This window comes from Acetobacterium sp. UBA5834 (assembly GCF_002435675.1).
GTDB classification, from domain to species: domain Bacteria; phylum Bacillota; class Clostridia; order Eubacteriales; family Eubacteriaceae; genus Acetobacterium; species Acetobacterium wieringae.
On sequence record NZ_DJGY01000008.1, the window covers coordinates 1 to 20,714 of the forward strand.

Annotated in this window: 19 protein-coding genes and 3 tRNA genes; 17 read left to right on the forward strand and 5 right to left on the reverse strand. The window is 45.5% G+C overall.

Annotated elements, in window-relative coordinates; genetic code table 11:
• Positions 1-221: 221 nt before the first annotated feature.
• Together B3F51_RS01150 and B3F51_RS01155 are read right to left on the reverse strand one after the other, a co-directional pair.
• Entirely contained in the window at positions 222-1,517 is a 1,296-nt protein-coding gene (locus B3F51_RS01150; protein ID WP_286945010.1) for a glutamate-5-semialdehyde dehydrogenase, read from the reverse strand.
• 285 nt (positions 1,518-1,802) lie between these two features.
• On the reverse strand, positions 1,803-2,915 hold the full coding sequence (locus B3F51_RS01155; RefSeq protein ID WP_286945011.1) for a tyrosine-protein phosphatase: 1,113 nt from the start codon (positions 2,913-2,915) through the stop codon (positions 1,803-1,805).
• Positions 2,916-3,023: 108 nt separating this feature from the next.
• Here B3F51_RS01155 and hemW point away from each other — a divergent pair, with 108 nt between their 5' ends.
• The 7 genes from hemW to B3F51_RS01190 all read left to right on the forward strand — a co-directional run bounded on the left by hemW (position 3,024) and on the right by B3F51_RS01190 (position 10,683).
• Positions 3,024-4,193, forward strand: coding sequence for a radical SAM family heme chaperone HemW (hemW, locus tag B3F51_RS01160; RefSeq protein ID WP_286945013.1), 1,170 nt, complete (start codon positions 3,024-3,026; stop codon positions 4,191-4,193).
• Positions 4,194-4,341: 148 nt separating this feature from the next.
• Positions 4,342-5,376: a heat-inducible transcriptional repressor HrcA gene (hrcA, locus tag B3F51_RS01165; RefSeq protein ID WP_148637389.1), complete on the forward strand. Its 1,035-nt coding sequence runs from the start codon at positions 4,342-4,344 to the stop codon at positions 5,374-5,376.
• Between the two features lie 8 nt (positions 5,377-5,384).
• A complete protein-coding gene (grpE, locus tag B3F51_RS01170) occupies positions 5,385-5,954 on the forward strand; it encodes a nucleotide exchange factor GrpE (RefSeq protein ID WP_148637390.1) in 570 nt (189 codons plus the stop codon).
• 127 nt (positions 5,955-6,081) lie between these two features.
• Positions 6,082-7,908 carry a molecular chaperone DnaK gene (dnaK, locus tag B3F51_RS01175; protein ID WP_286945016.1) on the forward strand — a complete coding sequence of 609 codons (1,827 nt, stop codon included), beginning with the start codon at positions 6,082-6,084 and terminating at the stop codon, positions 7,906-7,908.
• Between the two features lie 361 nt (positions 7,909-8,269).
• Positions 8,270-9,442 (forward strand): molecular chaperone DnaJ, encoded by a 1,173-nt coding sequence (gene dnaJ, locus B3F51_RS01180; RefSeq protein ID WP_286945018.1) that lies wholly within the window; start codon positions 8,270-8,272, stop codon positions 9,440-9,442.
• Between the two features lie 326 nt (positions 9,443-9,768).
• Positions 9,769-10,203, forward strand: coding sequence for an RrF2 family transcriptional regulator (locus B3F51_RS01185; RefSeq protein ID WP_263993002.1), 435 nt, complete (start codon positions 9,769-9,771; stop codon positions 10,201-10,203).
• A gap of 48 nt (positions 10,204-10,251) precedes the next feature.
• On the forward strand, positions 10,252-10,683 hold the full coding sequence (locus tag B3F51_RS01190; RefSeq protein ID WP_286945020.1) for an MOSC domain-containing protein: 432 nt from the start codon (positions 10,252-10,254) through the stop codon (positions 10,681-10,683).
• Between the two features lie 74 nt (positions 10,684-10,757).
• Here the strand turns inward: B3F51_RS01190 and B3F51_RS01195 are convergent, their stop codons facing one another.
• The 3 genes from B3F51_RS01195 to B3F51_RS01205 all read right to left on the reverse strand — a co-directional run bounded on the left by B3F51_RS01195 (position 10,758) and on the right by B3F51_RS01205 (position 12,937).
• Positions 10,758-12,014, reverse strand: a complete 1,257-nt coding sequence (locus B3F51_RS01195) for an S-methyl-5-thioribose kinase (RefSeq protein ID WP_286945022.1) — start codon at positions 12,012-12,014, stop codon at positions 10,758-10,760.
• Positions 12,015-12,114: 100 nt separating this feature from the next.
• Positions 12,115-12,582, reverse strand: coding sequence for a EutP/PduV family microcompartment system protein (locus B3F51_RS01200; protein WP_070371783.1), 468 nt, complete (start codon positions 12,580-12,582; stop codon positions 12,115-12,117).
• A gap of 4 nt (positions 12,583-12,586) precedes the next feature.
• Positions 12,587-12,937 carry a BMC domain-containing protein gene (locus B3F51_RS01205; RefSeq protein WP_070371784.1) on the reverse strand — a complete coding sequence of 117 codons (351 nt, stop codon included), beginning with the start codon at positions 12,935-12,937 and terminating at the stop codon, positions 12,587-12,589.
• Positions 12,938-13,343: 406 nt separating this feature from the next.
• On the opposite strand from B3F51_RS01205, the gene prmA reads away from it, so the two are divergent.
• From prmA to B3F51_RS01255, 10 genes are all read left to right on the forward strand, one after another.
• Positions 13,344-14,282, forward strand: a complete 939-nt coding sequence (prmA, locus tag B3F51_RS01210) for a 50S ribosomal protein L11 methyltransferase (protein WP_070371785.1) — start codon at positions 13,344-13,346, stop codon at positions 14,280-14,282.
• Position 14,283: 1 nt separating this feature from the next.
• Positions 14,284-15,030, forward strand: a complete 747-nt coding sequence (locus B3F51_RS01215) for an RsmE family RNA methyltransferase (RefSeq protein WP_286945026.1) — start codon at positions 14,284-14,286, stop codon at positions 15,028-15,030.
• Positions 15,031-15,046: 16 nt separating this feature from the next.
• Complete coding sequence (mtaB, locus tag B3F51_RS01220; protein ID WP_286945028.1) at positions 15,047-16,369, forward strand: tRNA (N(6)-L-threonylcarbamoyladenosine(37)-C(2))-methylthiotransferase MtaB; 1,323 nt, start codon at positions 15,047-15,049, stop codon at positions 16,367-16,369.
• 13 nt (positions 16,370-16,382) lie between these two features.
• Entirely contained in the window at positions 16,383-16,727 is a 345-nt protein-coding gene (locus B3F51_RS01225) for a histidine triad nucleotide-binding protein (protein WP_070371788.1), read from the forward strand.
• Positions 16,728-16,833: 106 nt separating this feature from the next.
• Positions 16,834-17,016: a 30S ribosomal protein S21 gene (gene rpsU, locus B3F51_RS01230; protein WP_013379247.1), complete on the forward strand. Its 183-nt coding sequence runs from the start codon at positions 16,834-16,836 to the stop codon at positions 17,014-17,016.
• Positions 17,017-17,027: 11 nt separating this feature from the next.
• Entirely contained in the window at positions 17,028-17,471 is a 444-nt protein-coding gene (locus tag B3F51_RS01235) for a GatB/YqeY domain-containing protein (RefSeq protein ID WP_070371789.1), read from the forward strand.
• A 183-nt stretch (positions 17,472-17,654) separates the two neighbouring features.
• A complete protein-coding gene (locus tag B3F51_RS01240) occupies positions 17,655-20,045 on the forward strand; it encodes a cation-translocating P-type ATPase (RefSeq protein ID WP_148637397.1) in 2,391 nt (796 codons plus the stop codon).
• Positions 20,046-20,232: 187 nt separating this feature from the next.
• Positions 20,233-20,309: transfer RNA gene (locus tag B3F51_RS01245), tRNA-Pro, on the forward strand.
• Positions 20,310-20,330: 21 nt separating this feature from the next.
• Positions 20,331-20,407, forward strand: a tRNA-Ile gene (locus B3F51_RS01250).
• Between the two features lie 166 nt (positions 20,408-20,573).
• Positions 20,574-20,649: transfer RNA gene (locus tag B3F51_RS01255), tRNA-Phe, on the forward strand.
• Positions 20,650-20,714: the final 65 nt, after the last annotated feature.

A 20,714-nucleotide genomic window follows, 5' to 3' on the forward strand; every position in this document is an offset into this window, starting at 1 on the left:
CCGTGAGCTTTGCGCCCAGTTTCGCACGAAACAATTTTTACACTGTACGGCGGACAGTTCGCTGAACTGTTCGCCTACACGTTACAAAATTGTTTGTGGAAACTGCACTCAAAGCAATCATTGTTCGATTTTTTTCATTTCGCAATTATCTATTTTATTTTTAGATGTTGGGGCATGTCATGGCAACGTTTCGTTTGTCATACCGGTTGTTAAATTTGCAGCTAAATCGGACAGTTACTGTCCTTGGCCACATGGGTAAACTGACTCTTGCCGCTGGCATAATCAGCTACGCATTGACCATGACCCAGTAGTTTGTATTTATAACTAAGCAGTCCGTCCAGGCCAACCGGACCCCGGGCATGAAGTTTGCTGGTGCTGATCCCCACCTCGGCGCCGAAGCCGAAACGGAAGCCGTCACTGAAGCGGGTTGAACAGTTCCAAAAAACACCGGCTGAATCCACCAGGGTCATAAAAGTTTGAGCGGTGGTTTCGGTGGTGGTCAGAATCACATCGGTGTGACCGGAACCGTAGGTGTTGATATGGTTAATGGCCGTGTTCAGATCGGGTACAATTTTAATTGACAGGATGTAATCCAGGTATTCGGTTTTCCAGTCGATCTCGGTAGCAGCTTCCACGGCAATGATCGCCTGAGTGGCAGCATCCCCCTTAATATGAACATTTTTGGCCTCCAGTGCCGTTTTAAGTTGCGGCAACAGAGCAGCGGCGATTTTTTCGTTGACAAGCAGCGTTTCCAGGGTATTGCAGGCAGCGACATACTGGGTTTTAGAATCGACAATGATCGCAACGGCCTGGGTAAGATTGGCATCTTTATGAACATAAACATGGCAGATGCCGTCGGCGTGGCCCATGACCGGAATGTTGGAATTGTTCATAATATATTGAACAAAGCTGTTGGAGCCGCGGGGAATAATCAGATCAATGTAGTGATCCAATGCCAGCATGGCAGTGACGTCTTCCCGGGTTTCCAGATTTTGGAGCCAGTCCTTTGGCAGACCCACAGAAGCGGTGGCTTGATTGATAATTTTAGCAAGCAGTCGATTGGTTTCCAGGGCTTCACGGCCGCCTTTTAAGAGTACCGCATTGCCGCTTTTCAGGCAGAGGGTGGAAATCTGAACGAAAGCATCGGGCCGGGATTCGAAGATAACCCCAATGACCCCAATCGGGCAGGTGACCTTATAGAGATCCAGACCTTCATCCAGTTCGGTTGACAGCTTGGTAGCTCCCAGGGGATCGGTCAGCTCCATCAGGCTGTGGATTCCCTGGATCACGTCGTTGATCTTTGCAATATCGAAGGTCAGACGTTTAAGCAGGGGGGCACCCAGGTTTTCTTCCTGAGAGCGTTTCATATCGACTTGATTGGCAGCTGCAAGCGCTTCTTTGTTTTCTTCCAGAGCGTTGGCAATAGCCAACAGACCGGCATTTCGCAGCTGGCCGTCGGTGGCTGCTAACAGGATGCCCGCATCCCGGGCGATTTTTCCGCATTGTTCCATTTGCATTGGCGTTTCCTCCTAAATTTTGGGATTGGGTTTTTCAGGGCGAGGGTCTGACCCCCTTGGTCATCACGGATCACTCCTACAAACTAATGTGTGATAGTCGTATTTTAATAAACTGTAAATATGGATTCGTAGGGGCGGGTTTTACCCGCCGGAGGGACGTTTGTATATTGACCAACGTTCCGGGCGAATGCGATTCGCCCCTACACTATGATGTGTGACATTATATGTGTTAACAGAGTTATTGTTTTCTTCGTAGGGGTGGGTAAGCCACCCCAATGACGGCCTTTATTTTGCCAATAAATTCTCTCGAATCTTTTTAAAATCTTTTTCCCGCAAATCAGTTTTTTCCATTAAATAAGTTTCCACACTGCCGAAGTTGGTGTTGACATAGTTCATCGAAATCTTTAACCACTCGGGCTTGACACCATAAAATTCCCAGAGGTGATAATTTTCAATGCCCAGTTCTTCAGACATAATGTTACCCAGCAGGTTAAAACTCTCGTCAAAGGTCAGATTCGTCAGCGTATAGTCAGACAGGATCACCTCTTCATTAACACCTAAAATACTCAAAATCAGATAGGTCATAAAACCGGTACGATCTTTACCGTTGGTGCAATGATAAAGAATCGGGTATTCCGATGGTTCGGTTAGGTATTTCAGCACTTCGGCAAAGCACTGTGCCCGATCTTCAGTCTGGATTTTGTAAATATGGCGCATAAATGCATCAATTACGCCAGGTTGAGTGAAGTCCTGATGGTCCAGTTCCATATCGGCACTGGAAAAAATTGGTAGCAGATGGTATTCGGTATTTTTGGGCAAGCGATCAGCCTGACGCTTTGATTTGGATTCATTTCTGAAATCAAAGACATGTTTAAGGCGTAGGGCCGAAAAATAGTCGACGTCCTTATCGGAAAGGTGGGCCAGTTCTTCACTACGGATCACTTTTCGCCACTTGATTTTGCGACCATCGATTCCCGTGTAGCCGCCGATATCCCGAATGTTGATGGAATTTTCCAGTTGGATCAGACGTTTACTCAACTGGGTTTCTTCACAAAAAATCAGATTGTTTTCATCTTTGAAATTATATAAGATCCGACCATTGGGGGCAATCAACCCCGGATAGGTGGATTTTTGTGGTTCGGACTCGGAAACAGGAGTAACCTCAGCGGAGGTGGTTTTACTCGGTTTATCAGGATGAGCGGATTCGGTCGTTGACATACTTACTGGAGGCAAATTTTCAGACAGGGGTTCGTTGAGAATCGTTTCTTTAGTGAGTGCTTCAGACCAGGTGGTAGATGGGGGTGACTGTTTTTTCCGGATTCGTTTGCTAACCAGAAAATAAGCGGGGATAGCAGCAGCTGCGCCAGCAATTATGGCAAGGGTGGTCGTTTTTTTCATTGATGATTTCCTTTCTGTGACTTCCATAGGATCTGTTTTTTGATTCATTATATGTTATGATTATAGCATAAACTTAATCAAAAAGTCCTAAAATGTGAGGAGTTAAGTATGAATACGTTAAGTGTTACTGATGGCCCGGGTCTGGGAATTTACTGTCATATTCCGTTTTGTCTCAAAAAATGTGCTTATTGTAATTTTTCGTCATTCTCTCGTCAGAGTGAGGCAGTAATCAGAGATTATTTTGCAGCCTTGCATAAGGAAATTAGAAAATTTATCGAAGAAAATAAAAAATTTGCGTTACCAGCAGTGGATACCATCTATTTTGGTGGGGGAACACCTTCTGCGGTTGATGTCAGACACATTGAAGCAACTCTTTTGCTGTTAAACGAAGTATTTCAGGTAAAGGACGACGCCGAAATCACCATTGAAATCAATCCCGGGACGCTGACTGCCGATAAAGCCAGACGCTACAAAAAGGCGGGGATCAATCGGGCCAGCGTGGGGCTGCAGGCCTGGCAGGATTTTCTGCTAAAAATCCTTGGTCGGGTTCACAGTCAAGCCGATTTTAAAAAAGCGATGGAGCTCTTAAAAGAAGCGGGATTCAATAATTTCAGCGTGGATGTAATGGTGGGCTTGCCAGGACAAAAGATCACCGATGTGATGGAAACCGTACAGGCGGTAATAAATTATGCCCCCACCCACCTTTCCTGTTACAGCCTGATTCTGGAGTCAGGAACACCAATGGCTAACTGGGTAGAGTCAGGTCAGTTGGATCTGCCGGATGAAGATGAAGAACGGGAAATGCACTGGGCCGTGGATGGTTTTCTAAAAGAAGCTGGATTTTTGCATTATGAAATATCCAGCTTTTGCCGACCCGGATATGAGAGTCGACATAATGTAAAATATTGGGAATTGGTGCCTTATCTGGGTTTTGGACTGGGGGCCCATGGTTATTTTAATGGCCAACGTTATGGAAACAGTAATGAACTTAATGAGTATTGCCAATTGCTCAAGGCGGACAAATCACCGGCAATTTTTGAACCGGCGATGACGCCGGAGGAGCAAATGCGTGAGTGGATGTTTTTGGGATTACGCAAACTGAGAGGGATTCGGGAGGATGATTTTTGCGCCCGTTTCGGAGAAAGCTATTTTGTCCCGTTTGGCGATGTTATCCAGTCGTTGATCACCGCCAGATTACTGGTATGGGACGGGACGGTTTTGAAGTTGACATCCAGGGGGCAGGACTTTGGAAATCAGGTATTTATGGCTTTTGTCTAGATGCAATCAGGTCGAAAAAATAACTTAAGAAAACTTTAAAAAGTGAGTAAGCCATTATAGAAACTAGTTGACAAAGTAGGGGTAGGGTGTTATATTTAACTCAGATGTTAGCACTCAATTATTGCGAGTGCTAATAACGAGGTGAATCATGGAACTTAACGCACGTAAAAAGAAAATATTAGAAGTGATCATCCGTGATTACATCAATACCGCCGAGCCGGTTGGCTCCCGGACGCTTTCAAAAAGATGTAATTTGGGTATCAGTCCGGCCACCATTCGAAATGAGATGGCTGATCTTGAAGAACTGGGTTTTCTGGTTCAACCCCATACCTCTTCGGGACGGATTCCAACCCAGCAAGCCTATCGTTATTACGTTGATGAAATTATGGAGATCCAAAAACTTGAGAAGATGATCCGGACAGATATCCATCGCGGCTTTCTGGATCATACCACTGAACTGGGACCGACGATGTCGCATACTGCTCAGGTTTTGTCGCAGCTAACCAACTATACAGCAGTCGTTCTGGCGCCTCGAGTTACAAATTTTAACTGTAAGCATGTTCAAATTGTTTCTTTAATTAAAAACAGGGTACTTATGGTAGTAGTGACCCAGGAGGGGATGGCTAAAAATATTGAGGTAACCCTTTCTCATGAGGTTGATACCATCCTGGCACTGAAGCTTTCCAATGTGATTAATGGATTTCTTAAAAACACCGTCCTCAGTGAGATGAGCTCGGATTTAATCGATCAGATTCAGGAATTGTCCCCAGCGGAAAGTAAATTGATCCATGAGATTATCCCGCATCTAAAAAAAGCCTTGATGGAGGACGCTTCGGAGGTTCACTCCACCGGATTAACCAATCTATTTAATTATCCGGAGTTCAGCGACGTCAATAAAATTAAGCAATTGATCAATATTGTTCAGGAAAAGCAGGTGCTCTCAGAAATGATGGCATCCAAGGATGGCAACCAGGTCATTCGGATAAAAATAGGCAGTGAAAATGACAATGAAAATCTTAAAGACTTCAGCATTATTACTTCTACCTACGAGTTGGATGGCGAAATGATGGGCGCCTTTGGCGTCATCGGACCCACCCGGATGAACTATGATAATGTGTCATCGGTTCTTAACTATATCCGCAATGAGTTAAATTTACATATCTCAAATTTATTAATGAAATAGGTGATTAGATGATAAAAGAAGAGGAAATTAAAACAGAAACCGTAGAAGAAACGGAAGAAGCGCTTTTAGATGAAGCAGAAACAGTAGCCGATGAGGCAGCAGAAGAAACAGCAGAGACATCTCCTGAAGAGGTCCTAAAGGAGATTGTAAAGGAGGATGAGGCCGTCTTGAATCGCCTGATCAGACTTCAGGCTGATTTTGAGAATTTCAAAAAGCGGAGTCAAAAAGAAAAAACAGAAATGTATCAATTTGCATCAGAGAACTTTGCTACCAAGCTGTTGCCGGTAATGGATAATCTGGAGCGGGCGGAAGCCGCCTTAACCGATGCCAGCGAGGAAGCCAAGGGTTATATTGATGGACTGGAAATGGTTTTTAAGCAGCTTAAGGATGTTCTCAAAGAAGAAGGACTGGAAGAAATTATCTGCGAAGGTCCTTTTGATCCCAATCTTCACCATGGCGTTGCTGTTGGTGAGGACGAAGAAAAAGAAGACCAGGAGATCATGGACGTATTCCAGAAGGGGTATAAATTCAAGGGCAAGGTAATCCGGCCAGCCATGGTTAAGGTTTGCAGCAAGTAGCATTGCAGCAGCTAAAAATGAAATTATAATTAGCAATAGAATCATAAAGAATCAAAAATTCGCTGGTCTTATCACCAGAAACGAGTTTTTATTTAAAAAATAGTAAACAATTCAGGAGGAAATAGATATGAGTAAAGAAAAAATTATCGGGATTGACTTAGGAACCACAAACTCTTGTGTAGCCGTATTAGAAGGCGGTGAAGCCGTCGTAATCCCTAATGCCGAAGGAAATAGAACGACCCCATCGGTTGTTGCTTTTGCCAAAGATGGTGAGCGACTGGTGGGACAGGTTGCCAAACGACAGGCAGTTACCAATCCGGATCGCACCATTTCGTCAATTAAACGGGATATGGGCACCGACCGTAAAGTAACCGTCGATGACAAAAGTTATACCCCTCAGGAAATTTCAGCCATGATTCTGCAAAAGCTTAAAGCGGATGCCGAAGCGTATTTGGGTGAAACTGTCAGTAAAGCGGTTATTACCGTACCGGCCTACTTCAGTGATGCCCAAAGACAGGCGACCAAAGATGCCGGACGGATTGCTGGTCTGGAAGTACTGCGAATAATCAATGAACCAACCGCAGCAGCGCTGGCTTATGGTTTGGATAAAGATGCCAATGACAAAATTATGGTCTATGACTTGGGTGGCGGAACATTTGACGTATCCATTCTGGAACTGGGGGATGGCGTTTTCGAAGTAAAAGCAACCAATGGAAACAATCACCTGGGTGGTGATGACTTTGACCAGAAAATCATTGATTGGATGGCTTCTGAATTTAAGAAAAGTCATGGAATTGATCTTAAAAATGATAAAATGGCTCTGCAGCGACTTAAAGAAGCAGCTGAAAAGGCCAAAATTGAATTATCGACGGTTATGAAATCAGACATTAATCTACCCTTTATCACCGCCACGGCAGAGGGTCCACAGCATTTGGAATTATCCCTGACCCGGGCAAAATTTGATGAACTGACTTCAGATCTGGTTAAGAGTACCATTGGACCCGTTGAAAAAGCCATGAAAGACGCCGGCCTTTCTAAAAATGAATTGGATAAGGTAATTCTGGTTGGTGGCTCGACCCGAACCCCATCCGTACAGGATGCCGTTAAAAACATTACCGGTGAAGAAGCCTACAAAGGGATTAACCCGGATGAATGTGTAGCCATCGGAGCAGCGATTCAAGCGGGGGTATTAGCTGGTGAAGTTCATGACGTATTACTGCTTGATGTCACCCCATTATCTCTGGGGATTGAAACATTAGGTGGAGTATTCACCCGGTTGATCGATAGAAACACCACAATTCCAACCAAGAAAAGCCAGACCTTCTCGACGGCAGCAGACAATCAAACGGCTGTCGACATCCATGTTTTACAGGGTGAACGAGAAATGTCCAAGGATAACAAGACATTGGGTCGCTTCCAATTAACCGGGATTCCGGCAGCAAGACGAGGAATTCCACAAATCGAAGTAACCTTTGATATTGATGCCAATGGTATTGTCAATGTGTCGGCTAAAGATATGGGAACCGGTAAATCTCAAAATGTCGTTATCAAATCGACCACCAACATGAGTGATGAAGAAATTGATAAAGCGGTTAAAGAAGCAGAACAACACGCTGAAGAAGATAAAAAAGTAAAAGCGTTGATTGAAGCTAAAAATATTGCCGATTCCACAATCTATCAAACTGAACAGTCTCTGAAAGAAATGGAAGGCAAGGTTTCAGAAGATGATAAGGCCAAGGTTGAAGCCGCCATTGCCGAGCTGAAAACAGCCAGTGAAGGGGATGATGTGGAAGCCATCACAAAGGCAACCGAAGCATTAAATGAATCCTTCTACCCATTAGCTCAAAAAATGTATGAGCAAGCTGCTGCACAACAGGCACCTGACGAACAGGAAACTGCAGATCAGGGTGATGACGATGTTGTGGATGCTGAATATGAGGAAGTTAAAGAGTAAGAATTGCCAGAAACCGGCAAAAACCAGTGGCAGCCAAGGCTGCCACTCTTTTTCGTGGAGGCAATGAGCCAAGCGCAAGCGCGTCTGCAGTTGGCGACTGCCCGTAAACGGCTCAAAATGCGGGTGAGCGTTTTGAAAAGTTTCGTGGAGGCAATTGTAGGGGCGATCTACGATCGCCCGGAGCGTGGATCAAGAAGCTGACGTTTATGCGCGGGCGATCGCGGATCGCCCCTACGGACCATGATTTGCAGATTGTTGAAATAGACGCTCCACGAAAAAAGACTTTTAATCGTTGCTTCAAAAAGGTATAATAAATAGTTGTTTAGTTGGTGTTTAGGATTCAAAAGAGGTGAGAGTATTTATGAGTGAAAAAAGAGATTACTACGAGGTGCTGGGGGTCGGTAAAGACTCCAGTCCGGATGAGATAAAAAAAGCATACCGAAAAAAAGCCATGGAGTTCCATCCGGACAAAAATCCGGGGAATGCTGAAGCTGAAGAAAAATTCAAGGAAGCCAATGAAGCCTATGAAATTCTAAGTGATGCCGATAAGAAAGCCCGCTATGATCAATATGGTCACGCTGGGGTTGATCCCAATGCTGGCTTTGGCGGCGGTGGCGGCGGATTTTCCGGTGGTTTTGGTGGTTTTGAGGATATCTTTGGCGATATTTTCAGCGCCTTTGGCGGCGGCGGTGGTTTTAGCGGCGGCCGTGGTGGTCGACGTTCCAACCGGGGCTCCGACATGAAGATCAGTATTAATCTGTCTTTCCATGAAGCCGTTTTTGGCATCGAAAAGAAAATTAAGATTAAACGTAATGAAGAATGTGGAAGTTGCGGCGGTTCTGGTGCTGAAAAAGGATCGACTTCAAAAACCTGTGACCAATGTGGCGGTTCGGGTCAGGTTTATGTCAGACAGCAGACGCCATTTGGAACAGTTCAACAGGTTCACACTTGTGACAAGTGTCATGGTGAAGGCAAAATCATTGATAAACCGTGTCCCACCTGTCATGGTTCCGGACTTGAATCCAAAGAACGCACCATCAGCATCAAAATTCCCGCTGGTGTCTATGACGGTTCAATTCTGCCACTGCGAGGTCAGGGCAACGCCGGGCCAAACCACGGCAGTGCCGGTGATCTGCTGGTGTATATAAGCGTTCGGGAAGACCCCTTATTTAAACGCAGCGATGACGATGTTTATTATGAACTGCCCATTACCTATGCCCAGGCGGCGTTGGGTGACAGCATTGTGGTACCGACCATTGACAGCAAAATCAAGCTTAAAATACCAGAAGGTACCCAAAACGGTAAGGTATTCCGACTTAAAGGAAAAGGGATACCCAATGTTAACGGCCGGGGTCGGGGGGATCAGTTTATTACTATTAAGGTGGAAGTACCCCGTAAGCTCAATCGTGAACAGCGTCATGCATTAAACGAGTATGCCAAGGTAACCGGAGACGATGCGCATCCGGAAGGGAAACGTTTCTGGTCTCGGGTTGAAGCCGAAGAAAAGGAAAGTCATTCCAAAAAAGATGCCTGATCATTTTCAGGCGACAAGTTCGAAAGCCCTCGCCAAGCATCATTTGATGTGTATAAGACAACACAACAATTGGCGGTACGCCATGCGTATTAATCAAAAGTTAATTTATGCCGGAGAAATCCGGCATTTTTTAGTTGACAAAGAAAAGCTGGAGGCATATAATGAAAACGAAAAACATATAAAACTGATATGAATTGAGTATGCGATATAAAAATGTGAGAAGTAGAATGCGGAAGGAAGAGGATTGAGACCACAAATCACCAGGCTTATGCGGGGATGTTGTCAGTGCTCAATTAAAACCACCGACTATCAGGAGGATACCGATTATGAAAATATCAACTAAAGGGCGTTATGCGTTGCGGCTGATGCTGGATCTGGCGATAAATAACACTGGGGAATATATTCCCATCAAACGGATTGCTGAGCGTCAGGAAATTTCTGAAAAATATCTGGAACAGATTATTACCCAAATTTCCCGGGCGGGGTTTGTCCGGAGCGTCCGGGGTTCTCAGGGCGGCTATCAGCTGGCCAATCCGCCGGAAGACTATACTGTCGGGATGATTTTGCGGCTGATGGAAGGGGAGTTATCTCCGGTTGCCTGCCTGGATGAACCGGGTGGCTGTGACCGGGCGGATCGTTGTGTTACAGTTGATGTCTGGCGGCAAATAAAAGAAGCAGTTGAAAATGTGGTGGACAATATTACCCTGGCAGATCTGGTAAAGTCCTATCATGAAAAGGGCACCTGCGAGTATTTTATTTAAACACGATGAAGTGGCAATAAAAATATATGAAAGAAGCAGGTGAACCAATTGGGAAAGGTTAGCGCTGTTTATCGAAGCGTAAAAAAGGGTGAGCGCAATCGTCTGGATCAACCCGCTCTTTTTATCCCGGGGTTTGGACTTGAGGGGGATCATCACGGTGGCCGGGATCAAAGACAGGTTTGTTTGTTTGGCCGTGATGACACCGATCAAATAAAAATAATTAGTGGGGCAGGTTTATGCACGGGGCGGTTTAATGAAAACATCACCACCGAGGGCATCGAGCTGTTTAAATTGCCGCTGGGTACCCGGGTAAAAATTGGCGAAACCGTTCAGGAGATTACCCAGATTGGAAAAAAATGCTTTGGCTGTGAAATCGGTGATGAAAACGGAAAGTGCGTTTTGGCCAATGAGGTTGTCTTTACTGCTGTGATCGTAGGTGGCTATATAAAAGCTGGCGATACCATTGCAGTACTGGTGTAAGCTGTTTTGTGTAGTAACATAAATGCCGCTGTTTTCGTTTTGGAAAACAGCGGCATTTTAGGTGTTGTTAATGATTAAACCAGGTTTTTTAGCAACCGGGTGTAGTCGGTGATCGTCGTGTAGTTTCGATGGTTGAGCAGTAGCTCTTTTGAAATGTCCATGCCCAGTAGCGTCGGAACCAATCGGGCGGCTTCGGGCAGCCGCAGCAGATCGTAACAGATGCCCCGATTAGCCAGTCGTGACATCACATTGACACCGGTGTAGGCAAGGGCGTTTTGCAGCTGATCGGTGAGATAGCCTTCCACATCAAGTGTTTTTAAGCTGTAGCTTTCCTCCCGGTGGGCTTCCACCAGTTGGCGAAATTCCGTTTGGAAGGTGGTATAAAGATCGGTGATGGTATCTCGTAGATAGGCCTGAAAATCGGCTTTTTCCGGGGCGGATTGGGTGTCATCGCCAAACCAGGAAAGATAGTTCAGGGTCAGGCTGGCAGTCAGTCGGCCAAAATCCTGGGCCAGGGGACCGAAACCGGCAAATTCACCATCAATGATGCGGACATCATCGGCGCTGATCATGATGTTGGAGCTATGCAAGTCGGTATGGATCAGGCATTCCCGATCGTTAAGAAACTTGTCTTCCAGCCGCCTAAACTGAGCTTTAATCTGGGGATTTTCAACCAGTTCAGCCCGTTTTTCAGCGGTGCCAGGAATCATCTCCCGTTCCCAGGAAACGCCGATGTTTTCGTGGAAAAGGAAGGGCACCAGGGCAGTATATTCGGGGTTGACAAAGAAGCGTTCAACCTCGGATTTTTTATAATTGGTAAGATGCAGATTGGATGAGTAAAATAGATTGCGGGCAAAAAAAGCGCCGATTTTTTCGGTGAAGTGCCCGTGTTTAACCATCCGGCACAGCTCAAATCGTAGCAGACTCAAATCCATCAGATCTTCCATGACGATGATTCGATTGGGTTCGTCAAAAAGATAAATTTCTGGGCTGATGCCGGGATAAACCGAGTTCCAGAAAATAAGGGTGGCAATTTCAGAACGCATTCGGCCCAGATCCAGAGTCCAGCCTTCGGAATCGGTATCTTCGACGGTATTATTCTTTTCGTCTTCAATCCGAAACCGGGGCATCGAGAGCATTTGTTTCATGACCACTGATTTACCGGTTTGGTCATAGACGTGATAAATTAAATTGACAAAGCCTTCAATACTTTCCTTGACGGCGTGTAAATCCACCACGGTAAGGAAAGCATCAGCCGGAAAGATCGCTTTTTCTTTAAGGTAGTCGGCAACGCCTGCCGTTGTTAAATTGCCATAGCTGTCATAGGTCATGTTTTCACTTCCTTAATTTAAATAGGGTGCGGGCGAACACGGTTCGCCCCTACGAAGTATTAATCAATTAATTGATTAATACGATGCGGTGGTGATATCTTTATTTATTCCGGTGAGGTTCCATAAAATGATGGATGGCGGCTTCCAGTTCGGGGATGCCTTCGCCGGTATAGGAGCTGACCACATAGATGTGTTTGGGATTGATACCGGCATAGATCAGCAGATTACGGCTACGCTTGATATTGCATTCACCCAGATCCGTTTTGGTGATCACCCCGATGGAGGGGATGTTATAGGTGTGAACGAAGTTCGGCGGTACGGCATTCTGAGGATCGACGCAGGAATTGACCAGGATCACCAGTCCGGCATCCATGGTGATATTGATGGCCTGACGTGAAAAAAACGGGAGTTCAATAAACTCCCCCGGGGTATCAATAAACTCGTCATAATATGTGACCATCTGGGTTTTGGAATACTTGAGTTCGTCTTCGCCCAGTCGTTGCATCAGGGTGGTTTTTCCGCTGCCGATTTTTCCGATGAGGGCCACCCGTTTTTTATTGCTGGCCATTGATTTAAGAGTAGGTAATTTTAGGAATGTCGAAACCTAAAATATGATTAAGGGTATTAAGGATTTCGGTCACGGCGGCCTTCACATCAGAGACCCGACCAGTGATGACCAGAGAACCACTGAAACGATCAAGAAATCCGATTTCGACCGGAGCAGCCTTGGTGGCAGCATCAGCGGCAATGATGGCCGCTTCGCTGGGCGTAATGGTTAAAATGCCAATGGCATCAGCATTTTCATCGTCTAAGCCCAATTTAATATAGATTTCATTTTTGGGTTTGGCAATAATGTGGGCCAGGGTTACCTGTTTACCGGGAACGTATTCCTGAATGGTGCGTTTTTTCTTTTCAGTTTCCATCGTGTCACCTTTTCTATCTGTATTTTTGTTTCAGTCTAACAATTGTCGGTATTGTTTTTTTATCTAGAGATAACTTTGAATTAATTTAAGTATGGCCATTATAGCATTAATCGGGAACCGGTTACATCGATTAACGATATTTTACAGAAAGCTGGCAAAAAATTTCTGTACCCGCACTGTGCCGTACCGACTAATTGTTAATCTGTTGTCTGCTGCGGGATCGGACAGGTCTATCGCCTGTTCGCCCCGATGCAGACAACATGATGTAACAATTATCGGTACTAGACTAAGACAAAGAAGTGAAAAAATCTATTTCTTTTCTAAGGTAGATGGGTTATAATGATCAATTGTTAAACATGCGGAAAACGTGGTATAATACCACAACGATTAAACTGGAGGTAAGGGAATGCTTTGGAAAGAAGTTCAAATCACAACAACATTGGAAGCGGAGGAAGCAGTGGTTAATGCTTTTTATGAAGCCGGGGCGGATGGCGTGGCCATTCAGACCTTGCAGGATGCGCTTTTAATTCAGCAAGATCCTAAGGTTAATTTTGTCGATGAAGCCCTTCTGGAAATTGATCCCAATGTTTCCATTGTGCGGGGATATTTCAGCGAGGTGGAAGATACCGAAGAAGCAGTACACAAACTGATTAGCTCAGTGAAGATGCTGCCTTCTTTTGGTCTGGATCCCGGCGCTTGTGAGATGCTGATTACCGAGGTGGAAGAGGAGGATTGGGCCAACTCCTGGAAAAAGTTCTATAAACCCACCAAGGTCGGCAAAAGTATTGTCATCAAACCGACCTGGGAAGCCTATGCCCCCGAAGAGGATGAGATCGTCATCAACATTGATCCCGGTATGGCTTTTGGCACCGGCACCCATGAAACCACTCAGCTTTGTGCCATAAAGCTGGAAGAGTATATTAAGCCTGGCGACGTGGTGCTGGATATTGGCTGTGGTACCGGAGTGCTCTCATTGATTGCCGGTAAACTGAAAGCAAAAAAAGTAGTGGCGGTTGATTTTGATACCCTGGCCGTAAAAATTGCCCGGGAAAATGCGGAGCTCAATGATTTAGGCGCTCTGGTTGAAATCCGCGAAGGAAATCTGTTGGATGTCATCGATGAACAGGCCGATGTGATTGTGGCCAATATACTGGCTGCCGCCATTGTCGAGTTGTCAGGGATCATCAAACCCTATCTGAAAGAAAACGGCATCTTTATTTCTTCCGGCATCATCATTGACCGGTTGGGGGACGTCCTCAATGCTTTGGAAGCGGAAAACTTCAAACTGGTTTATGTTCAGCAAATGGGCGAGTGGGTTGGCGTGGTTGCCCAGAAAAGAGACTAGCATGCATCGCTTTTTTGTCGAACCCGGTCAGATCTCCGGATCCACCGTTGTTATTTCCGGGGAAGATTTCAAACATATTACCAAGGTTTTGCGGTTGGGAAAAGATGATCGCATCGAAGTTTGTGATGGTCTGGGCAATGACTATCTGATTGTATTGGACAGCCCCACAGATCGGACAATTTCCGGCTATATAAAGAGCCAGGAACCATCCCAGGGCGAAACGCCGGAGCTTTTAATCACCCTCTATCAGGGCTTGCCCAAGGGCACCAAAATGGAAATGATTATTCAAAAAGGGGTGGAGTTAGGCGTTTATGAGATCGTCCCCTTTTCTTCATTGCGGGCGGTTGTACAAATCAAAGACAAACAGGATAAAAAAATCGAACGCTGGCAGCGGATTGCCTATGAAGCAGCCAAGCAGTCGAAACGGGGCATCATCCCGCAGATCGGGAAACCACTCACCCTGGCTGGTGTTTTGCAGGAAACGGATCGCTACGATCTGATACTCTTAGCCTATGAGGATGAAAACCGGCAGACCCTTAAAAAAGCACTGACCGCTTTTGAAAAAAAGCAGGACGCTGATAAACCGCTAAGAATTGCGGTGATTATTGGCCCGGAAGGGGGCTTTGATCCCCAGGAAGCGGCGGCCTGCCAAGCTGCCGGAGTGATCAGCGTTAGTCTGGGTAAACGGATCTTACGTACGGAAACCGCCGGGATGATGGTGCTCAGTCAATTAAATTTCTGGAAGTGAGGTGGAAAGAAGCGGTATGAACAACACAAATAACAAAGTTGCTTTTATGACCCTGGGCTGTAAGGTCAACACCTACGACAGCGAGGCGATGATGGAGCTTTTTGAGTCGGCTGGCTATACCATTGTGGATTTTTCCGAGGTGGCCGATGTTTACGTCATCAACACCTGTACGGTTACCCATCTGGGCGATCAGAAATCTCGAAAAATGATGCGCAAGGCCAAGCGGATCAACCCCGAGGCGATTATCTGTGCGGTGGGTTGCTATGTCCAGGTGGCTCCTGCGGAAGTGGAAAAAATAGCGGAAGTGGATTTAATGATTGGCACCAAAAATCGGGGCGATATTTTGTCCTATATTACTGCCCATCGCAATGATGTCAGCCAGCGGGATTTTGTCTCGAATATCATGGATGAAAAGGTATTTGAACCGCTGATGATTTCCGAGGTCAAAGGAAAAACCCGGGCCTTTATTAAAATTCAGGAGGGCTGCAATCAATTTTGTACCTATTGTATTGTCCCCTTTGCCAGAGGTCCGGTGCGAAGCCGCAACCAGCAGCAGATTATTGATGAAGTCAACCGGGTGGTGGCAATGGGGTATCAGGAGGTGATCCTGTCTGGGATTCACATTGCCTCCTATGGAATTGATCAAGAAGACATCGGTAAAACTGATCTGATTGATCTGATTGAAACCCTTGACAAAATTGAAGAGCTTAAACGGATTCGGCTGGGGTCGATGGAACCCAAATTTATAACCCCTCAGCGGCTTAAGCGGCTGGCGGCACTTAACAGCTTCTGTCCGCATTTTCATTTATCTTTGCAAAGCGGTAGTGATACCGTGCTCAAACGGATGGGCCGCCGTTATACGACGGCTGAATACATGGAGATCGTCAACCAGATCCGGGAGGTCTTTCCATTGGCCGCCATCACCACGGATATCATGGTGGGCTTCCCCGGAGAAACGGTGGCAGAATTTGCTGAGACGCTCGACTTTGCCAGGGCGGTAGGCTTCTACCAGATCCATGTATTTAAATATTCCCGGCGATCCGGAACAAAAGCGGCCCATTTTCCGGATCAGATCGATGAAAGCCTGAAAAATTCCCGCAGTCATGAACTGAGCGAATTGTCCCGGGAATTGGAAGCGGCCTTTCTTAAAAAAAATGATGACAGTGTGGTTGAGGTGCTTTTTGAAGCAACCCACGATGATGCTGGCTATTCCGGCCACACCAAGAACTATCTGCCAGTGATACTCAAAACCGAGGAAGAAATAAGTGGTAGAATCATCCCGGTTAGGGTATCATATATTAGTCGGTATGCTGATAAGTTAGTCGGAGAATCTATATAATAAGGAGGAAGATATGTCCCAAGACTGTATTTTTTGTAAGATCGTCAATAAGGAAATTCCCGCCGATGTGGTTTATGAAGATGACCGGGTCATCGCCTTTAACGATATTGCGCCCCAAGCCCCGGTTCATGTGATTATTATCCCCAAAGAACATTTTGATTCGATCCTGTCGGTTCAGGCAGGCAATGATATTATTTGCCATGTTCATACGGTAGCCAATCGCATTGCCCTTAAAACGGGGATTGCCGAGAGTGGTTTTCGACTGGTGAATAATTGCGGTAAGGATGGTAATCAGACCGTTCCGCATCTGCATTATCATTTATTGGGCGGCCGACCATTATTATGGCCACCAGGCTGAAAAATAATTGACAGCGCTCTAAATATTGCGTATAATAAAGTTTGACTCATACCATGTTGATTGACAATACCGGAAATTAGCAACGGATAAGAGGGGGGGGTTGAAAATGTCTGAAGTAAAAATCAAAGAAAATGAAACACTCGAAAGTGCATTGCGACGTTTCAAAAGAAAAACTGCAATGGCTGGGGTTATGTCTGAAATTCGCAAAAGAGAGCATTATGAAAAGCCAAGCGTAAAGCGAAAAAGAAAATCAGAAGCAGCTAGAAAAAGAAAGATGAAAAAAAGATAGGATGTGACTAATTGGCATTAAAGGATCAATTACAGGCTGACTTAAAAACAGCAATGAAGGAAAAGGATAAGGTCAAGAAATCGACAGTTACCATGATTCGGGCGGCTATTTTACAAGTCGAGAAGGATCAGCAAGTGGAACTGGCAGATGACCAGATTCTTGAAATTATTGCCAAACAGCTCAAACAACGTCGGGATGGCCTGGCTGAGTTTGAGAAAGCTCAAAGAGACGATTTAATCCAGCAGGCTCGCGAAGAAATAGTAATTATCGAGAGCTACCTTCCTACACAATTAACACTTGATGAAATCAAAGTAATTGTGGCTGAAACAATAACAGAAACCGGTGCTGTTGATGCCAAAGACATGGGAAAAATAATGAGTGCCCTGATGCCGAAGGTTAAAGGTCGGGCGGATGGTAAGCTTGTGAATCAAGTGGTCAGAGAAAGTCTGGCATAACAAAAAAATTAATACTACACATATAAAGAGGTTTGTCCCTGGGGCAGACTTCTTTTTTGTTTAATAAATTTTTTGGTAAAATTTGAAACAGTTATCAATTGTTAAACGGCGGGAGGCGCTACAAGGTATTTTAAGATTGCGGTGATATAATCCAACCAGTAAATAACAAAATGGGAGGATTAAATGGATAATCATATCAACCTTGAAATTGGACTGAGTCAAGTCCAGGTTGAAGAAAGGATCGCCGCCGGAAAGGTTAATATCCAGCCCCAATCCAAAACAAAAACCATTGGTAGAATTGTCAGGGATAATAGTTTAACCTTGTTTAACATGCTTAACATCATCCTGGCATTAATGGTTATTTTTGTACAGTCATTTCAAAACCTTCTATTTATTAATATTGTCATAATAAACACATTGATTGGTATCATTCAGGAAATTAAGGCAAAAAAAACCATTGATCGGCTCTCGTTGATTTCACAACCCCATGTGACGGTGATCAGGGATGGCAACCGCCAGGAAATTGTTTTTGAAAAAATCGTCCTGGACGATATTCTGATCCTCAAGGCTGGCAAACAGGTGCCATCCGATTCCCGGGTGGTCAAAGGTGAGCTGGAAGTCAATGAATCGTTGCTGACAGGTGAGTCGGATTCGATTATGAAATATGAGGGCGATTCGCTGCTGTCCGGCAGTTTTGTGGTTTCCGGGGAAGCCAGCGTTTTGGTGACTCAGGTTGGTCTGGAAAACTATGCCTCAAAACTGGTTGACGCTGTCAAGGTGGCAAAAAAACCGAACTCTGAAATTATGAAAGCATTGGGCTTTATTATGAAAAGCATCAGCATCGTGATTGTTCCCATTGGTCTGCTGCTTCTCTATAAGCAGTTGATCGTCCAGGCGCTGCCGCTTCAGGCTGGTGTGACCCAGACGGTGGCGGCATTGATTGGGATGATTCCGGAAGGGTTGGTACTCTTAACCAGTGTCGCACTGGCTGTTGGGGTAATCCGGTTGGGACAGCATCAGACGCTGGTTCAGGAGCTTTATTGCATTGAGACGCTGGCCCGGGTCGATATGCTTTGTCTGGACAAAACCGGGACCATCACCGAAGGCAATATGGAAGTATTGTCAATGGAAACCCTTTGTCATGACAAAAATCCGGTTCAGGCGATCCGGGCTTTGATTGCCAATTTAAAAGATGACAATGCTACCTATCGGGCTCTCAGTGAAAGTTGCAAGGGCGAGGCGCCCAAATGGCAGTGTGACCGGGTGGTTCCTTTTTCCTCAGAGCGAAAATGGAGTGGTGCTTTTTTCAGCGACCAGGGCACTTTTGTGATCGGGGCACCGGAATTCATTTTAAAAGAGCGTTATCCGGAAATTCAGGATAAGGTTGAAGGCTATGCCAGTGAAGGCAATCGGGTTTTAATGTTGGGCTATGCTTCGGAACCGTTTAAAGAGGATGGGAGCTTGCCGGATCATATCAAAACGGTGGCACTGCTGCCGATGGGCGATAAAATTCGTCAGGAAGCCAAGAAGACCCTGGAGTTTTTCAGAAATCAGGGAGTCACAATCAAGGTTATTTCCGGAGATAATCCAGTAACGGTGTCTCAGGTTGCCCATCGGGCAGGTTTGCTGGATTGGGATAATTTTGTGGATGCGGCTACCCTCACCACCGAGGAGGATGTTCGTAAGTCTGCGCTGGACTATTCGGTTTTTGGTCGGGTAACCCCGGGGCAGAAACGACTATTGATTGAATCGCTTAAAAATCAAGGTCACACCGTGGCGATGACTGGAGATGGGGTCAATGATGTATTGGCTTTAAGAGAAGCGGACTGTAGCATTGCCATGGCCGAAGGCAGCGATGCGGTGCGCCAGGTTTCTCAGTTGGTCTTATTGGACTCCAACTTTGCCAATTTTACCCGGGTCTTGATGGAAGGGCGTCGGGTTATTAACAATATTACCCGGGCGGCCTCGCTATTTTTGGTGAAAACCATGTTTTCGTTATTGCTGGCTGTGATTGTGATCATTGCCAATGAGGCCTATCCTTTTGTACCGATTCAACTGACTTTGATCAGTGCGTTGACAATTGGGGCACCCTCGGTTTTTCTGGCCCTGGAGCCCAATAAGAACCGGATTACCGGCAATTTTCTCGAAAAGGTGCTCAAAAAATCCTTGCCGGGGGCGCTGACGGTGGTGTTTAATGTGGTGACGATCATGATCGTCGGCGCTTACCTGTCTCTCGATCATCAGCAAATTTCTACGCTGGCGGTTATTTCCACCGGTTTGATTGGCTTAGTGATTCTTTTTCGGGTCTGCCAGCCACTTGATAATAAGCGCTGGGCCTTATTCTTTGCGATGACGGTTTCATTTTTATGCTGTGTGCTGTTCTTGGAAGATTTGTTTTTCCTGACTCCAATCCAGGATTTTCTGCCAGCGATGTTTATCGTGTTGGGTATTACAACCTTGGATATCTATCCCTTGATCAGAATTTTTGGCTGGGGGGTTAATCGGGTTGAGGGTTATCTGAACCGCCGAGAAAAAGAACCAACCACTGCCAAGGCAACCGTATTGGAAAAATAGATACGGATCAAGCTTTTTCACAAAAGAATCAAAAAAACGATTCTTTTGTGAAAAAAAGACTTGCATTAGGGTTTGTGATCGTGCTATAATAAGCAAGTCGTCAAAGATAAATCGTATCGAAAAGCATAAAGATAAAAAAATCCTTGACATCAGACACGAAAACATTTATAATAGTCAAGTATTGTATCGAGGTGTAGCGCAGTTTGGTAGCGCACATGGTTTGGGACCATGGGGCCGGAGGTTCGAATCCTCTCACCTCGACCATTTTTTTTAGAAATTACTTGGGGGCCTTTAGCTCAGTTGGTTAGAGCAACCGGCTCATAACCGGTAGGTCCGGGGTTCGAGCCCCTGAAGGCCCACCATATTTTTTTGCCAAGTTTTATATATGCCCAGATAGCTCAGTCGGTATAAGCAGAGAACCAAAAATGTGCGAATGTAATGAGCAGACATTTTTGTGTGAATCGCTTAGTCAGGCAGACAAGTTGGTTGCCGAAACGGTTGAAGACGATAAGAAAGAAAATTATATATGCCCAGATAGCTCAGTCGGTAGAGCAGGGGACTGAAAATCCCCGTGTCGGTGGTTCGATTCCGCCTCTGGGCACCACCACTTATAAAGATGACAGCGTAAGCTGTTTTTTTTATTTTTTGGATTATTGCCAGGTTTTGGTG

What these genes read in the sequence shown, in the direction of transcription:
- B3F51_RS01150 (WP_286945010.1), bottom strand. Translation starts at nt 1,517, where the DNA reads ATGCAAATGGAACAATGCGGAAAAATCGCCCGGGATGCGGGCATCCTG.
- B3F51_RS01225 (WP_070371788.1), top strand. Translation starts at nt 16,383, where the DNA reads ATGTCCCAAGACTGTATTTTTTGTAAGATCGTCAATAAGGAAATTCCC.
- hrcA (WP_148637389.1), top strand. Translation starts at nt 4,342, where the DNA reads ATGGAACTTAACGCACGTAAAAAGAAAATATTAGAAGTGATCATCCGT.
- hemW (WP_286945013.1), top strand. Translation starts at nt 3,024, where the DNA reads ATGAATACGTTAAGTGTTACTGATGGCCCGGGTCTGGGAATTTACTGT.
- B3F51_RS01195 (WP_286945022.1), bottom strand. Translation starts at nt 12,014, where the DNA reads ATGACCTATGACAGCTATGGCAATTTAACAACGGCAGGCGTTGCCGAC.
- B3F51_RS01240 (WP_148637397.1), top strand. Translation starts at nt 17,655, where the DNA reads ATGGATAATCATATCAACCTTGAAATTGGACTGAGTCAAGTCCAGGTT.
- dnaJ (WP_286945018.1), top strand. Translation starts at nt 8,270, where the DNA reads ATGAGTGAAAAAAGAGATTACTACGAGGTGCTGGGGGTCGGTAAAGAC.
- B3F51_RS01155 (WP_286945011.1), bottom strand. Translation starts at nt 2,915, where the DNA reads ATGAAAAAAACGACCACCCTTGCCATAATTGCTGGCGCAGCTGCTGCT.
- prmA (WP_070371785.1), top strand. Translation starts at nt 13,344, where the DNA reads ATGCTTTGGAAAGAAGTTCAAATCACAACAACATTGGAAGCGGAGGAA.
- grpE (WP_148637390.1), top strand. Translation starts at nt 5,385, where the DNA reads ATGATAAAAGAAGAGGAAATTAAAACAGAAACCGTAGAAGAAACGGAA.
- dnaK (WP_286945016.1), top strand. Translation starts at nt 6,082, where the DNA reads ATGAGTAAAGAAAAAATTATCGGGATTGACTTAGGAACCACAAACTCT.
- rpsU (WP_013379247.1), top strand. Translation starts at nt 16,834, where the DNA reads ATGTCTGAAGTAAAAATCAAAGAAAATGAAACACTCGAAAGTGCATTG.
- B3F51_RS01215 (WP_286945026.1), top strand. Translation starts at nt 14,284, where the DNA reads ATGCATCGCTTTTTTGTCGAACCCGGTCAGATCTCCGGATCCACCGTT.
- mtaB (WP_286945028.1), top strand. Translation starts at nt 15,047, where the DNA reads ATGAACAACACAAATAACAAAGTTGCTTTTATGACCCTGGGCTGTAAG.
- B3F51_RS01205 (WP_070371784.1), bottom strand. Translation starts at nt 12,937, where the DNA reads ATGGAAACTGAAAAGAAAAAACGCACCATTCAGGAATACGTTCCCGGT.
- B3F51_RS01200 (WP_070371783.1), bottom strand. Translation starts at nt 12,582, where the DNA reads ATGGCCAGCAATAAAAAACGGGTGGCCCTCATCGGAAAAATCGGCAGC.
- B3F51_RS01185 (WP_263993002.1), top strand. Translation starts at nt 9,769, where the DNA reads ATGAAAATATCAACTAAAGGGCGTTATGCGTTGCGGCTGATGCTGGAT.